The sequence below is a fragment of the Microbacterium testaceum StLB037 genome (assembly GCF_008763945.1).
Lineage (GTDB): Bacteria > Actinomycetota > Actinomycetes > Actinomycetales > Microbacteriaceae > Microbacterium > Microbacterium testaceum_G.
Window position 1 is genome coordinate 730,557 of sequence record NZ_VTQH01000001.1, and the last position, 13,457, is coordinate 744,013.

The 13,457-nt window shown below is 71.0% G+C and carries 15 protein-coding genes; 2 read left to right on the forward strand and 13 right to left on the reverse strand.

The window, feature by feature from the left end; translation table 11 throughout:
• Window positions 1–22 precede the first annotated feature (22 nt).
• Both F9B98_RS03370 and F9B98_RS03375 read right to left on the reverse strand, forming a co-directional pair.
• Window positions 23–868 carry a hypothetical protein gene (locus F9B98_RS03370; RefSeq protein WP_150952866.1) on the reverse strand — a complete coding sequence of 282 codons (846 nt, stop codon included), beginning with the start codon at window positions 866–868 and terminating at the stop codon, window positions 23–25.
• 29 nt (window positions 869–897) lie between these two features.
• The gene (locus F9B98_RS03375; protein WP_150952869.1) at window positions 898–1,740 is read right to left on the reverse strand and encodes a hypothetical protein; all 843 of its coding nucleotides are present in this window, start codon (window positions 1,738–1,740) and stop codon (window positions 898–900) included.
• A gap of 219 nt (window positions 1,741–1,959) precedes the next feature.
• On the opposite strand from F9B98_RS03375, the gene F9B98_RS03380 reads away from it, so the two are divergent.
• Window positions 1,960–3,147, forward strand: a complete 1,188-nt coding sequence (locus F9B98_RS03380; protein WP_150952872.1) for a class I SAM-dependent methyltransferase — start codon at window positions 1,960–1,962, stop codon at window positions 3,145–3,147.
• A 9-nt stretch (window positions 3,148–3,156) separates the two neighbouring features.
• Here F9B98_RS03380 and F9B98_RS03385 read toward each other — a convergent pair whose 3' ends face one another.
• Genes F9B98_RS03385 through tsaB form a run of 4 tightly spaced genes read right to left on the reverse strand, consistent with a single transcriptional unit; the run spans window position 3,157 to window position 5,910 of the window.
• Entirely contained in the window at window positions 3,157–3,636 is a 480-nt protein-coding gene (locus F9B98_RS03385) for a hypothetical protein (protein WP_150952875.1), read from the reverse strand.
• On the reverse strand, window positions 3,633–4,733 hold the full coding sequence (gene tsaD, locus F9B98_RS03390; protein ID WP_191966650.1) for a tRNA (adenosine(37)-N6)-threonylcarbamoyltransferase complex transferase subunit TsaD: 1,101 nt from the start codon (window positions 4,731–4,733) through the stop codon (window positions 3,633–3,635). The genes F9B98_RS03385 and tsaD overlap by 4 nt, the downstream gene beginning before the upstream one ends.
• Window positions 4,733–5,278 carry a ribosomal protein S18-alanine N-acetyltransferase gene (rimI, locus tag F9B98_RS03395; protein WP_150952880.1) on the reverse strand — a complete coding sequence of 182 codons (546 nt, stop codon included), beginning with the start codon at window positions 5,276–5,278 and terminating at the stop codon, window positions 4,733–4,735. Before rimI ends, tsaD begins: the two co-directional genes overlap by 1 nt.
• Window positions 5,278–5,910, reverse strand: a complete 633-nt coding sequence (gene tsaB, locus F9B98_RS03400; RefSeq protein ID WP_150952883.1) for a tRNA (adenosine(37)-N6)-threonylcarbamoyltransferase complex dimerization subunit type 1 TsaB — start codon at window positions 5,908–5,910, stop codon at window positions 5,278–5,280. Before tsaB ends, rimI begins: the two co-directional genes overlap by 1 nt.
• Before the next feature lie 65 nt (window positions 5,911–5,975).
• Between tsaB and F9B98_RS03405 the strand changes: the two genes are divergently transcribed.
• Complete coding sequence (locus F9B98_RS03405; protein WP_150952886.1) at window positions 5,976–6,935, forward strand: alpha/beta fold hydrolase; 960 nt, start codon at window positions 5,976–5,978, stop codon at window positions 6,933–6,935.
• On the opposite strand, the gene tsaE is transcribed toward F9B98_RS03405, so the two are convergent.
• From tsaE to F9B98_RS16075, 7 genes are all read right to left on the reverse strand, one after another.
• Complete coding sequence (tsaE, locus tag F9B98_RS03410) at window positions 6,913–7,416, reverse strand: tRNA (adenosine(37)-N6)-threonylcarbamoyltransferase complex ATPase subunit type 1 TsaE (protein WP_412177023.1); 504 nt, start codon at window positions 7,414–7,416, stop codon at window positions 6,913–6,915. The genes F9B98_RS03405 and tsaE overlap by 23 nt on opposite strands.
• Complete coding sequence (gene alr / locus F9B98_RS03415) at window positions 7,413–8,534, reverse strand: alanine racemase (RefSeq protein ID WP_191966651.1); 1,122 nt, start codon at window positions 8,532–8,534, stop codon at window positions 7,413–7,415. Before alr ends, tsaE begins: the two co-directional genes overlap by 4 nt.
• Entirely contained in the window at window positions 8,531–8,938 is a 408-nt protein-coding gene (locus F9B98_RS03420) for a holo-ACP synthase (protein ID WP_150952890.1), read from the reverse strand. The genes alr and F9B98_RS03420 overlap by 4 nt, the downstream gene beginning before the upstream one ends.
• A 103-nt stretch (window positions 8,939–9,041) precedes the next feature.
• Window positions 9,042–10,892: a glutamine--fructose-6-phosphate transaminase (isomerizing) gene (glmS, locus tag F9B98_RS03425; protein WP_150952893.1), complete on the reverse strand. Its 1,851-nt coding sequence runs from the start codon at window positions 10,890–10,892 to the stop codon at window positions 9,042–9,044.
• A 10-nt stretch (window positions 10,893–10,902) separates the two neighbouring features.
• Window positions 10,903–11,940 carry an HTTM domain-containing protein gene (locus F9B98_RS03430; RefSeq protein ID WP_150952897.1) on the reverse strand — a complete coding sequence of 346 codons (1,038 nt, stop codon included), beginning with the start codon at window positions 11,938–11,940 and terminating at the stop codon, window positions 10,903–10,905.
• A complete protein-coding gene (locus tag F9B98_RS03435) occupies window positions 11,937–12,746 on the reverse strand; it encodes a DUF5819 family protein (RefSeq protein WP_150952900.1) in 810 nt (269 codons plus the stop codon). The genes F9B98_RS03430 and F9B98_RS03435 overlap by 4 nt, the downstream gene beginning before the upstream one ends.
• Window positions 12,747–12,748: 2 nt before the next feature.
• The coding region (locus F9B98_RS16075) for an LPXTG cell wall anchor domain-containing protein (protein ID WP_225310204.1) at window positions 12,749–13,457 on the reverse strand (709 nt) is incomplete at its 5' end.

A 13,457-nucleotide genomic window follows, 5' to 3' on the forward strand; every position in this document is an offset into this window, starting at 1 on the left:
TTTCCGTCGATGCAGATCTCGCTTACGCGTCGAGGTCGGCGTCGGGGAGCTGGACGTCGACGACCTCGGAGTTGCCCGAACCCCAGATGACGTCAGCGTTGATGGTCCAGTTCTCGGACTCGGTCGTGCTGAAGTCCTCGTTGAACGAGTCCGTCAGGTCGACGTTCAGCGACGAGTCGTTGTACGAGCCGTCGATGTTCCAGTCCTGCGAGGAGTCGGTGAGCTCGACCGAGATGTCGGTCGTGTTGCCCACGTTCGTCCACTCGGTGACCGAGGTGGTGTTGTTCATGTTGATGTCACCGTCGGCGGTGATGTTGGTCGACGCGTCCAGCGAACGCGAGATCGTGACGTCGCCACCGGCGGCCACCGAGCCCGCACCCGACGCGGAGACGGCGCTGTTCGCGAAGCCCTGCGTCAGGTCGCCTCCGGCGACGTTCTGGTTGACCGACTGGTCGAGGATCGTCGCCTGGCTGTGGATGGAGACGTCGCCGCCACCGAAGCCGCTGAAGCCCGCGAAGCCCGTGTTGTACTCGCGAACGCCCGCGTTGATCGAGTTGTCCTCGCTCGACTCGTCCCAGTAGGAGTTGTTCGAGTCGATCGTCACGACGGCGTCGATCGAGTTGTCGGAGTTGTCCGAGTTGTCGTTGCCCGAGCCGTCGATGTCCCAGTCGGTGTTACCCGAGTCGACGTTGCCCGAGTCGGTGATCGTCGTGTCGGAGGTGTTGGTCTCCTCGAACGAGTTGTCGACGTTGCCGACGTTGTCGAGGTCCACCGCCAGGTTGGTGCTGTTGTTGGTCGTGTCCGTGTTTCCGACGTTGACCCAACCCTCGTTGCCGGAGTCGGTCACGTCACCGATGTTCCACACCATGATGTCTATTCCTTAATTCTTGAAGCGGCTCAGGCCAGGGGCAGGTTGAGGTCGGCGGTGTTGAAGCTGTCGACGACGGCGGTGATGTCGACGGTGACGTCGATGTCGCTCTCGAACACGTCGGAGGTGTTGAACGAGCCGTCGACGGTGTAGTTCTCCGAGAGGTCGTTGAACGAGTCGGTGACGTCGATGACCGTCGAGTTGTCGGTGTACGAGTAGTCCAGGTTGTACTCGTTCATCGAGTCCGTGATCGTGGTGACCGTGGTCTCGTTGCCGATGTTGATGTCGCCGCCCGCGTCGATGGTGGTCGACTGGTCGACGTCGTAGCTCCAGTTGACGTCGCCGCCGGCCGCGATCGAACCCTCGCCCGAAGCGGAGACGGCCGAGTTCGCGAAGCCCTGGTCGACGGCGCCCTCGGCCGCGATGTTCTGGTTGACCGACTGGTCGAGGACCGTGGAGCTGCTCCAGATCTCGGTGTGGCCCGAACCGGCGGCCGCAGCCGACGAGGTGCCCACGCCCGAGAAGCCGGTGTTGTACTCGCGCACACCCGCGTTGACGGAGTTGTCGGTGGTCGAGGCGTCGGTGAACTCGTTGTACGAGCCCTCGGTCCAGTCGATGCCGATCGAGTTGTCCGAGTTGTCGGAGTTGTCGTTGCCCGAGTCGGTGATGACGGTCGACTCGTTGTTCGAACCCTCGTTGAACGAGCCGTCGACGCCGATGGTGGTGTCGTTGGTGACCGTCTCGTTGTTGGTCTCGTTGAACGAGTCCTGGACGCCGAGGTCGGTGTTGACCGAGTTGTCTTCGTTGACCTCGTTGAGCGAGTCCGCGATGACCGTGTTGAGCGAGTTGTTGATGTCGCCGGTGGTAGGCATTTCTTCCATCCCATTTCCCGGGCCGCGGCCCGCAGGTGCTGTCTGTCCTTTGAGATTAGGAACGGCCCGCAGATCCGACATCGGGGACCTCCCCGGTATCGCGTACGGGGTACCCCGGGGTTCGGAGGGGGGAGGAGGGGGGTGGGGTACGGGGCAGGACCCCGTGCGCGCTCCCGGTGGACCTCGTCGACACCCTGCCCCGCGCCTAGGCTGGAAGGTGTGGATGCCGCCGAACTCACCGCCCTGCTGACCCCCGAGGGCCTGCGTCTGCTCGACGAGGTGGGCCCCCTCGACTCCGTCGACGAGGCTGCCCGGGCGGTCTCGCGCCTGCGCGCCGCGGGCCACTCCCCCGACCTCGTGTCGGCCGTCGTGGGGCAGGCGCGGCTGCGCGTGCGCGCGACAGCGAAGTTCGGGCCGTTCGCCGAGCGCATGCTGTTCACGCGCGCGGGACTCGAGCAGGCCACGCGCCTGTCGATCGCCGCCCGGCACGCGGGCCGCTTCCGCGCGGCGGGGATCCAGCGGGTCGGCGACCTCGGGTGCGGGATCGGCGGTGACGCCCTCGGGCTGGCGGGCCTCGGCATCCGGGTGCATGCCGTCGACGCCGACGAGGTGACCGCCGCGATCGCCGCCTACAACCTCGCCCCCTTCGGCGATGCGGCGACGGTGCAGCACGCGCGCGCCGAGGACGTGGATCTGAACGGGATGGATGCCGTGTGGCTCGACCCCGCGCGCCGTACGGCGGGCCACTCCGAGACGCGGCAGGTGTCGTCGGCCGAGTGGTCGCCGTCGCTCGAGTGGGTGTTCGAGCTGCTGCGGACCACCCCCGGCGGCGTCAAGCTCGGGCCGGGGTTCGACCGCACGCGTATTCCCGACGACCTCGAGGCGCAGTGGATCAGCGCCGACGGCTCGACGATCGAGCTCGTGCTCTGGGCCGGTTCCCTCGCCCGCGAGGGCGTCCGCCGCGCCGCGCTCGTCGTGCGCGGCGACGATGCATGGGAGCTCACCGCCCCCGCCGACAGCCCGGACGTGGACGAGCGCGAGCTCGGGGAGTTCGTGCACGAGCCCGACGGCGCCGTCATCCGCGCGCGACTGATCGGCGAGGTGGGACGAGCCCTGGATGCCGGCATGCTCGCGCCCGGCATCGCCTACCTCACCTCGGACGCGGCGGTGACGAGCCCGTTCGTGTCGTCGTTCCGCGTGCGCGAGCACCTGCCGGCCGACCCCAAGAAGCTCGCCCAGGCGCTGCGCGCACGGGGCATCGGGACGCTGGAGATCAAGAAGCGCGGCGTCGACGTCGATCCGGCGGTGCTGCGCAAGAAGCTCGCGCTCCGCGGCGACGCCTCGGCGACGCTGATCCTCACGCGCGTGGGGCCGAAGCGCCTCGCGCTGCTGGCCGACCGGGTCTGAGGGCCCGGGTCAGCCGACGGCGAGCTGCGAGAAGCCCCAGACCAGCCAGCCCGCGCTGAACCCCACCGCGAGCAGGGACAGCGCCAGGGCCCAGACGGCCACCGACGTGCTGTCGTGGCGACGGCGCAGGGAGACGATCGACAGGACCGCCGCGACGACTCCGAGCGGCAGCAGCCAGCCGGTGAACAGCGCCGCGACCAGGGCGAGGATCGCGACGCCCAGGGCCCAGGGCGCCACAGACCGCGGTGCGGGCGGCACCGGGGGGATGTAGGGAATCAAGTGGTCGCCGAACGCGGCCATCTCGAGCTGAGCGGTCGGCAGTCGTCCGTCGGCGTCGTCGCCCGCCTCGGCGGTCGTCAGCTCGGGCGTCGTCATCTCCGAACCCGCGGTCCGCACGTCGGCGGGCAGGGGCGGGACGGGGGGAAGTCCCGTCGCGACCTCGGCGTCCTCCTTGCGCGCGCGGCGCGTCGGCGGCTGTGCGTCGCTCACGGCGTAGTCCCCGCTCGCGGCGCCGGGGTGTCGGCATCCGGGTCCTCCGCCACCTGGATCTCGGTGACGGGGAGCGTCGAATCGGCCCCGAAGGCCAGGGTCGAGGGGCGGCGACCCGACGAGATTAGCTCGGCGGCGAGGGCCGCGATCATCGCGCCGTTGTCGGTGCACAGGCGCAGGGGCGGGATGCGCACGGCCACGCCCGCGGCCGCGGCGCGCTCGAGAGCGACGTCGCGCAGACGCTTGTTGGCGATGACGCCTCCGCCGAGCAGCAGGCGCGGGACGCCGTGGCGCGCGCACGCGTCGAGGGCCTTGGTCACGAGCACGTCGACGACGGCCTCGCGGAACGAGGCGGCGACATCGGCGACCGGGACCGGCTCCCCCGCGGCCTCGTGCTGCTCGACCCAGCGCGCCACGGCCGTCTTCAGACCCGAGAACGAGAAGTCGTAGCGGTGGGATGCCATGTCGGAGGCCCGCGAGAGCCCGCGCGGGAAGCGGATCGCGGTGGGGTCGCCGTCGGCCGCCGCCCGGTCGATCTCGGGGCCGCCGGGGTACGGCAGCTTCAGCAGGCGTGCGACCTTGTCGAAGGCTTCGCCGGCCGCGTCGTCCATCGTCTCGCCGAGGAGCTCGACGTCGCTGGTCAGGTCGCGCACGAGCAGCAGGGAGGTGTGTCCGCCGCTGACCAGGAGCGCCACGGTGGGGTACTCGAGCTCGCCCGCCTCGGCGTCGAGGATGTCGGCCGCGATGTGGCCGACCAGATGGTTCACCGCGTACAGCGGCTTATCGAGCGCGACGGCGAGCCCCTTGGCTGCTCCCACCCCCACCATCAGCGCACCGGCCAGGCCGGGGCCGCTGGTCACGGCCACGGCGTCGAGATCGGCGAGGGTGACGCCGGCCTCGGCGAGGGCCGCGTCGATCGAGGGCTGCAGCGCCTCGAGGTGGGCGCGGGCGGCGACCTCGGGCACGACCCCGCCATAGCGGGCGTGCTCGTCCATGCTCGAGGCGATCGTGTTGCTGAGCAGCTGCCTGCCGCGCACGATCCCGATGCCGGTCTCGTCGCAACTGGTCTCGATGCCGAGCACGAGAGGCGCGTCCATCAGCACCAGCCCTTTCCGGAGGTGGTCGGTGTCGCGGGCGTCCGAGTCGGATCCCCGGATGCCGGGATGCCCGCGGCCTCGGTCCGTCGCGCGACCCAGCCGCGCAGGTCGAGCTGCATGACGATCGCGTCGACGTCGTCGGGTTGGTAGTAGCGCGGGCGGCGGCCGACCTCGGCGAAGCCCTCGGAGAGGTACAGCTTCTGCGCGACGGGGTTGTCGGCGCGAACCTCGAGGAACACCTCGTGCACCTCGCGGCGCGCGGCCTCCTCGAGCAGGGCCCTCAGCAGGGCCCGACCCCGCCCGCGACCCCGTGCGGCCTCGGAGATGGTGATCGTCTGGATGTCGGCGTCCCGAGCCCCGCGCACCGCGCGCAGCCCCGCGTAACCGACGAGGTGCCCCGCCTCTTCGACGACGACGTACCAGCCGTGGGGCGATGCGAGCTCTTCGCGCATCATCGCCGGACTCCACGCGTCGGTCGGGAACGAGGCGTGCTCGAGAGCCATGATGCCGTCGAGGTCGGCGACGGTGGCCGTGCGCGTGGTCATCAGCTCACCCGCTTCGGGGCGTGCGCGGCGACCACGTCGGGGCTGCGCAGATACAGCGGCTCGGAACCCGCGAGCGTACGACCGGCGTCGAGGGCGCGCGCCGCGGCGAGCGCGATCATCGCCGCAGACACGGTCGTGGCCTCGTAGCGACGGGCGCCGGCGTCGTCGAGCCGCGCGTCCAGGTCGTCGCGCGGGGTCAGCTGAGCGTCCGACACCCGCACGGGGAGCCCGTCGTCGTCGAGTCCCTCGTAGATGCTGTACGCGAATTCCTTGCGTCGCGCGTCGGTGACGACGGCGAAGCGACCGGTGTCGGTTCCCGTCAGCGCGTCGGAGAGCAACCGCCCGAGCGCGATGCCGTCGTGGCTCGGAACGGGGACGGCCGGGATGCCGCGCCCGAGGGCGTACACGCGCGCGGTGGCGATCCCCACCCGCAGGCCGGTGAAAGGCCCGGGGCCCATGCCGATCGCGACGTGGGTGGGGGCGGGCGCACCGACGGTCGCGCGGCGCAGCAGGTCGCCGATCACCTCGGCGTGGCCGAGCGGGTTGGCGCTCTGCTCGTCGGCGAGCACCTCCCCGTCGCGGGCGATCGCGGCGACGGCGGTACCGAGGGACGTGTCGATGCCGAGAATCACGCTTCCAGGGTATCCGGCCGCTCCGGCGCGGCATCCGATCCCCCCGTCCGCTCCGAAGAAGAGGCATGGATGTCAGCGACCTCGGCCTGCGCCGCGTCGTCGTCCCCACCGGGGCGGGACCGTTGGCCGTGCACGCGGGTCGGCGCTCCGGGAGTCCGGTGGCCACGGTCCTTCTGCACGGCGCGGCGGGGTCGTGGCGCACGTGGGGCCCGATGATCGCGGCATCCGACGACCTGCGTCTGCCCCTGTCGGACATCGTCGCAATCGACCTGCCGGGGTGGGGGGACTCGCCCGGCCCCGTCCCGCAACCGGCCGAGATCGCCGTGGCGGTGGCCGCCGTCGCCCGCGCGCTCGGGTATCCGCGCTGGCGGGTGGTGGGGCACTCGCTCGGCGGGGTCATCGCCCTCGACGTCGCCGCGCGGTTCCCTCGCGAGACGGTGGCGGTGGGGGTGGTCTCGCCCAGCGGCGCCGGGGCGCGCGCCATCGCGCGTCGACCGGTGCGCGGTGCCGCGCGGTTGCCGTGGTTGGCGGGGATGGTTCTCGCGATGCGCCTCCTACGGGGCCTCGGCCCCCTCGCCCGCCCGCTGCTGCGCCTGCTGCGACGCACGGGCCTGCTGCGCCGGCTCGCACGGCCGCTCTTCCGTCATCCGGAGCGCATCGGCCGCTCGGTGACCGACGACCTCGCCGACGAGATCCGCCCCGCGGCCTTCCTCGCCGCCGCGCACCTCTCCCGCACGCACGACGACGGCGTGTGGCGCCGGATCTCCTGTCCGGTGCGCTCGGTGCGGGGCTCGCACGACGTCTTCGTCGCCGAGCGCGACGCGCAGGAGTGGGCACGGCTGATGCGCGACTACGACGATCGCGTGCTCGCGGACAGCGGGCACTTCGCCCACGTCGAGCAGCCGGTCGAGACCCTGCGCGGGCTGCGCGAGGTCTGGGCCGCGGATCGCGCGCCCGTCATCCGGCCCGACGGCGGACGCCGCGCCCCGCGACGACCTTCGATCAGGGGCGACGCGAGATCGTGACCCTCCGGGGGGCGTCGGCGTCGAGCTCTACCGTGTGCACGGCGATCTCGCCGCACGCGTTGTCGACCCCGCGGCCCCCGACCTGGCGGTCGATCTCGATCTCCCACCACGTGTCGGCGAGGTACTCGGCCACGCCCCGACCCCACTCCACGATGACGGCGGAATGCGCGACGTCGATGTCGAGATCGTCGAGTTCGACGGCGGCCCCGAGCCGGTAGGCGTCCACGTGCACCAGAGGCGTCCCTCCGACGAGCGAGGGGTGGGTGCGGGCGATCACGAACGTGGGGCTCTGAACGGGACCCCGGATGCCGAGACCCTCGCCGATCCCTCGAGTGAGGGTGGTCTTGCCCGCGCCCAGGGGGCCGGTCAGCACCACCACGTCCCCGGGAGCCAGGGCCTTGCCGATGCGGCGCCCCAGCTCCTCCATGTCGACCGGTCCCTCGATGACCCGCTCGCCGAGCAGAGCGTCCGGAACACTCACGCGCGCACCTCCCGCCGGGGCACGCGCGCACCCACGCGCGTGACGATCTCGTAGTCGATGGTGTCGGCGGCATCCGCCCAGTCCCGCGCCGCGGGCACGCCCAGCGTCGGATCGCCGAAGAGCACGACCTCGTCGCCGACCGCGACGGGGTGGTCGCCCACGTCGACGACGAACTGGTCCATCGCGATGCGACCCGCGACCTCGAACCGACGGCCGTTGATCGTGACGGGCCCGCGCCCCGACGCCTGCCGCGGCACCCCGTCGGCGTAGCCGAGCGGCACCAGCGCGAGGGTCGTCTCGCGGTCGGTGCGGTGGACGTAGCCGTACGAGACCCCGGTGCCCGCCGGAACGCGCCGCACCGCCGCGACCGCTCCGCGCAGCGTCATCGCCGGGCGCAGGCCCAGGTCGGCCGAGGACCGGTCGTCGAACGGAGAGATGCCGTACAGCCCGATGCCGATCCGCACGCACCCCAGGCGCGTCTCGGGCAGGGCGATGGCGGCGTTCGTGGCGGCGAGATGGCGCAGCGGCGGATTGAGCCCCACGGAGGCGGCGAGGATCACACCCTCTTCGAAGCGCGCGAGGGCGGCGCGGTCGTCGTCGGCACTCGTGTTCGACAGGTGCGAGAAGAGCCCGACCACGCGCAGGCGGCCGATGCGCTCGAGACGCGCGGCCTCCGAGAACACCATGCGCCAGTCGGCCGGCGCGATGCCGTTGCGCGAGAGCCCGGTCTCGATCTTCAGGTGGACCGCCGCGGGCCGCTCGCCCTGCGCCGCCTCGCCCGCGCGCAGCAGCTGGTCGATGTCGGAGATGCCGAGCTCGATGTCTTCGCGCACGGCCTCGACGAACGAGGCGCCCGGTGCGTGCAGCCACGCGAATACCGGGGCGGTGATGCCGGCGCGGCGCAGGGCCAGCGCCTCGTCGATGTCGGACACGCCGATGCGCGTCGCTCCCCCGCGCAGCGCCGCGAGGGCCGCGCGATGCGCTCCGTGCCCGTACCCCCCGGCCTTGACGACCGCGATGATCTCGCACCCCGTGAGCGCGCGCAGGTGCCGCACGTTCTCGGTGATCGCGTCGACGTCGATCACCGCTTCGCGCAGCACGCCCGGTGCCATCGTCATGCGTCGTCCTCTCGAGTGGGGAAGATTCCGGATGCCGATGCCCCGGCGCCCGGGCCGGATTCGGCGATGACGTACGCCGTCGCGAGTCCCGCGTCGTGCGACATCGACAGGTGCAGGGCCGTGATCCCCCGCCGAGCGACCGTGTCCGCGGTCTCGCCGCGGAGCGAGAACACCGGGCGACCCGACGCCTCCGAGGTGACCTCGATGTCGGTCCAGTGCACGCCGTCCGAGCCGCCGAGCGCCTTGATCAGGGCTTCCTTCGCCGCGTAGCGCGCGGCGAGCGAGCGGGGCTTGAGCGCGCGCTCTGCCACCGAGAACAGGCGGGGAAGCAGCCGCGGCGTGCGCTCGAGGTGCTCCTCGAATCGCGGAACGTCGACGAGATCGACGCCGATACCGACGATCATGCGCCCTCCCCTCCTGGCATCCCTCTATTCTGCCGGTGCCCGACGACACCGGGACGACGAAGGGGCCGGATGCCATGGCATCCGGCCCCTTCTCGAAACCTGCTTACTCGACCGTCACCGACTTCGCGAGGTTGCGCGGCTGGTCGACGTCGAGGCCCTTCGCCTCGGCGAGGCCCATGGCGAAGATGTGGAGCGGAACAACGGCCAGGAGCGGCTCGAAGAGGGGCGCCGCGAGGGGGATGCGCAGAACCTCGTCGGCGGCGGGGAGCACCGCGACATCGCCCTCTTCGGCGATCGCGATGACGCGGGCGCCGCGGGCGCGGATCTCCTCGATGTTCGAGACGACCTTCTTGTGCATCTCGCCCGAGCCGCGCGGGCTGGGCACGACGACGAAGACCGGCTGACCGGGCTCGATCAGCGCGATGGGGCCGTGCTTGAGCTCTCCGGCGGCGAAGCCCTCGGCGTGGATGTAGGCCAGCTCCTTGAGCTTGAGCGCACCCTCGAGGGCGATCGGGTAGCCGACGTTGCGGCCGAGGAACAGCACCGAGCGGGTGTCGGCCATCCAGTGCGCGAGCTGCTCGATCCGGGGCTGCTCGGTCTCGAGGACGCGGGCGATCTTGCCGGGCACGGCCTCGAGCTCGGTCACGGCCTCGACCGCGGCCATGGGGTCGACCGCGCCGCGCACGCGCCCCACGTGCAGGGCGAGCAGGTACAGGGCGGTGATCTGCGCGACGAACGCCTTCGTCGAGGCCACGGCGACCTCGGGTCCGGCGTGGGTGTAGACGATCGCGTCGGACTCGCGCGGGATCGTCGCCCCCTGGGTGTTGCAGATCGACAGCGTCTTGGCGCCGCGCGAGCGCGCATACTTAACGGCCATGAGCGTGTCCATGGTCTCGCCCGACTGGCTGATCGAGACGACCAGCGTGCGAGGGGTGAGCACGGGGTTGCGGTAGCGGAACTCGTGCGCCAGCTCGACGTCGACGGGCACGCGGGTCCACGTCTCGAGCGCGTACTTGCCGACCATCCCCGCGTAGGCGGCCGTCCCGCACGCGATGACGAGGATGCGGTCGATGTCGGCGAGGAAGTCGTCCATCCCCTCGAGCTCCGGGATCTCGACCCGGCCCTCGTGGATGCGACCGCGCAGGGTGTTGGCGACGGCCTCGGGCTCTTCCGAGACCTCTTTGGCCATGAACGACGACCAGCCGCCCTTCTCGGCGGCGGAGGCGTCCCACGTCACCTCGAAGGCCTCGACCTCGACGGGCGCGCCCGAGAAGTCGGTGACCTCGACACCCTCGGGGGTGATCGCCACGATCTCGTCCTGGCCGATTGCCAGCGCGTTGCGCGTGTGCTCGACGAAGGCGGCGACGTCGGAGCCGAGGAAGTTCTCGCCCTCTCCCAGGCCGATCACGAGCGGCGAGTTGCGGCGCGCGCCGACGACGAGGCCCGGGTGGTCCTCGTGCATCGCGAGCAGCGTGTACGCACCCTCGAGGCGCGACACGACCGAGCGGAATGCCTGCACGAGATCCTTCGTGCGCGCGTACTCGCGGCCGATCATGACCGCCGCGACCTCGGTGTCGGTCTCGCTGCGGAAGGCGAAGCCGTCGCCCACGAGCTCGCTCTTGAGCTCGGCGAAGTTCTCGATGATGCCGTTGTGGATGACGGCGAGCTTGTCGTCGTCGGCCAGGTGCGGGTGGGCGTTCGCGTCGGTGGGACCGCCGTGCGTCGCCCAGCGGGTGTGACCGATGCCCGTCGTCCCGTTGGGCATGGGCCGGGAGTCGAGGTCATCGCGCAGCACGGCGAGCTTGCCCGCGCGCTTGCGCATGTCGAGCTGGCCGTCACCGTCGATCACGGCGATGCCGGCGGAGTCGTACCCCCGGTACTCCAGACGCGACAGACCCGCCAGAAGGATGTCCTGGCTCTGCCGAGGACCCACGTAACCGATGATTCCGCACATAGGGTCGAGTCTACGTGGCGGGGCTGAGCAAACCCCTTCGCAGCGACCCGAGGCGCGCCCCCACCCGCAGCCACGACCCGTCGCGTACCAGCAGCAGATCGAGGGCGATCATCGCGAGCGAGAACGGCCACAGCCCCAGCAGGATCGCGATGCTCAGGTGCATGCCGGTGATCAGGAACACCGCGGCGTAGCGCGTGGGCTTCCAGAGGATCAGCGCCGGGAACAGCATCTGCACCCACAGGGCCGCCCAGGTCGCCAGGGCCACCACCGGCGCCGACTGCCACGCGAGCTGGCTCAGCGCCGGCAGCACGTGGAACTGGTCGATGCTCAGCGCGTAGTAGATCGCCGTCCCGTTGAGCCACTCCTCGCCCTGGAACTTCAACACGCTCGAGACGAAGTAGACGAGCAGGATCTGGAAGACGCAGAGGATGAGCACCGTGTTGTGGGCCCAGTTCCCCAGCCACGGCGGCACCCATCCCGGCATCCGTCCCGAAAGGCGGGAGGGCCGGATGCCGCGTCGTCGACGCAACCACGCATCCACCGAGAAATGCTGGCTGAGGTCGGCGAAGACCACGAAGAGCAGCACGATCCGGATGAGGGTGTCGCCGCCGTTGCCGAGGAGGGTGCTGTTGGTCGACAGGCCCACCCAGAGCAGCAGGAGGACCGGGGTGACCCACCGCGTCTTCAGGCCCACCACGAAGAGCAGGGCCAGCACGATCAGCGCGTGGAAAGAGATCTCGAAGACGACCGCGTTGTCCTTCGGGAAGAACAGTCGCAGCGGGTCCCACCAGCCGCGTCGATTCGCCTCGGGGTCGACCCACCAGGCGCCCGCGCCCCACAGGTAGTGCCGGTCGGCGTAGCTGGGCAGGAGCACGATGAGCATCGAGACGCCGAACAGCACGCGGAGGATCGAGAAGCCGATCGTCGAGTGCTTGCGCTCGGTGAGCCAGCCCTGCAGGCGGTCCCACAACGCCGCGGGGGCGAGGCGCTCCCGCAGGGTCGGCTTCTCGACGGGTCGTGCCGCGTCGACGGGTGCCAGGGGGTTCATCTTCCGGTGTACCTCTCGATGACCTCGTCGTAGATGTCGCGCACCTCGTCCGACGGGGCGACCGCCGGCTGCCGCCACCCGAAGGTCGTGTACGACACGTCCGTCTGACGCTCGGTGTCGAAGCGGTGCAGGAAGTCGTTCGGCCGGTCGTGCTCGATGCGCCAGCGCACGCGCTCCACGTCGCGGTCGAAGTACGCGGTGCCGAACGCCGAGGCGAAGCGGACGAGCATGTAGTCGTAGCGCAGGTAGCTCACCAGCGCCGATCGGCTCCCTCCCAGGCCGTCGATCTCCTCGAGCAGCGCCGACGGGTCCATCGGCGCGTACGCCCCGTCGTTCGTCCGGCGGATGAACGTGTTGCGGACCCGGTCGCGCTGGTCGGAACTCAGTGCCTGGTAGCGCGTGAGGTAGGCCTGAGCGGCGTTGAAGCTGTTCTTCGAGATACGGGAGGGGGTCGGGATGCCGCGAGCCGACGTGAACTCCATGTCGGTGACGTCGACCCACTCGCTGCGCTGGAGGACACCGTCCTCGCGCCACTGCACCTGCACCTGCAGGGAGCGGTTGACCTTCATGATGTTCGGAGCGAAGACGTTCCACCGCTGGGAGAAGTACGGCGAGAACGCGGTCGACACGGCGGGACGCGTCGGGCTCGAGGGAATGGTGAACGACACCGCCACGAAGGCGTAGCCGAGGACGATGGCGAGGGTCATGGCGGCGGCGACCGCCGCCATGACCCCGCCCGACCGCCGGGCGGAGGAAGGCCCCTCCGACACCCCCGCTTCGGGGGCCTCCTCCGCCGTGGTGGTCATCGTCAGCGCTGCTCTCCGCTGGCGCTCCGTCGACGCAGGGTCCACAGAGCAGCACCAGCCAGGATCAGCGCCGCCGCGATGCCGCCGGTGAGAGGACCGTTCAGGTCCATACCGGTGGCCGGGAGGGACTTTCCGCCCCCACCGCCGCTCGCGACGACGGGTTGGGCCGTCACCGTGAAGGCGGTGTTCTCCCGCTCGGCCGGGAGTTCACCCGAGACCGAACCGCGGACTTCCACGCGGTGAGCACCGAGCTGGAAGTCGGCGCCGACCGCGAAGGTCATGCGCGCCGAGCCCGAGGCGTCAGCGATCACCGGAGTGAGGTCGAACGGGGTGGAGTTCACCGTGGCCGAGATCGTCTCGCCGGGCTGGAAGCCCGAGAGGATCACGGTCTGGGTCACGCCGGTGCCCCGGACGATCTGCGTGAGAGAGACATCGGCGCGGGCCAGGGTGGTCACGCCACCGTCGGTCGCGTCGCTGTCCGTTGCGTCGGCGTCAGTCGCGTCGGCGGCGTCTGCCGCGTCGGTGGCGTCTGCCGCGTCGGCGTCGGCGACATCAGCTGCGTCGGCGTCGGCGTCGGCGTCGGCGTCGGCGACATCCGTCGCGTCAGCGTCGGTCGCGTCAGCGTCGGTCGCGTCAGCGTCCATGGCGTCGGCGTCCGTCGCGTCCGCGTCGATCGCGTCGATGTCGAGCTGGTCCAGCGCGTCAGCGATG

Coding starts and splice junctions, on each gene's coding strand:
- glmS (WP_150952893.1), bottom strand. CDS start 10,892: ATGTGCGGAATCATCGGTTACGTGGGTCCTCGGCAGAGCCAGGACATC.
- rimI (WP_150952880.1), bottom strand. CDS start 5,278: ATGACCACGCGCACGGCCACCGTCGCCGACCTCGACGGCATCATGGCT.
- F9B98_RS03375 (WP_150952869.1), bottom strand. CDS start 1,740: ATGCCTACCACCGGCGACATCAACAACTCGCTCAACACGGTCATCGCG.
- alr (WP_191966651.1), bottom strand. CDS start 8,534: ATGACGATGGCACCGGGCGTGCTGCGCGAAGCGGTGATCGACGTCGAC.
- F9B98_RS03420 (WP_150952890.1), bottom strand. CDS start 8,938: ATGATCGTCGGTATCGGCGTCGATCTCGTCGACGTTCCGCGATTCGAG.
- F9B98_RS03405 (WP_150952886.1), top strand. CDS start 5,976: ATGGATGTCAGCGACCTCGGCCTGCGCCGCGTCGTCGTCCCCACCGGG.
- F9B98_RS03430 (WP_150952897.1), bottom strand. CDS start 11,940: ATGAACCCCCTGGCACCCGTCGACGCGGCACGACCCGTCGAGAAGCCG.
- F9B98_RS03435 (WP_150952900.1), bottom strand. CDS start 12,746: ATGACCACCACGGCGGAGGAGGCCCCCGAAGCGGGGGTGTCGGAGGGG.
- F9B98_RS03370 (WP_150952866.1), bottom strand. CDS start 868: ATGGTGTGGAACATCGGTGACGTGACCGACTCCGGCAACGAGGGTTGG.
- tsaD (WP_191966650.1), bottom strand. CDS start 4,733: ATGGACGCGCCTCTCGTGCTCGGCATCGAGACCAGTTGCGACGAGACC.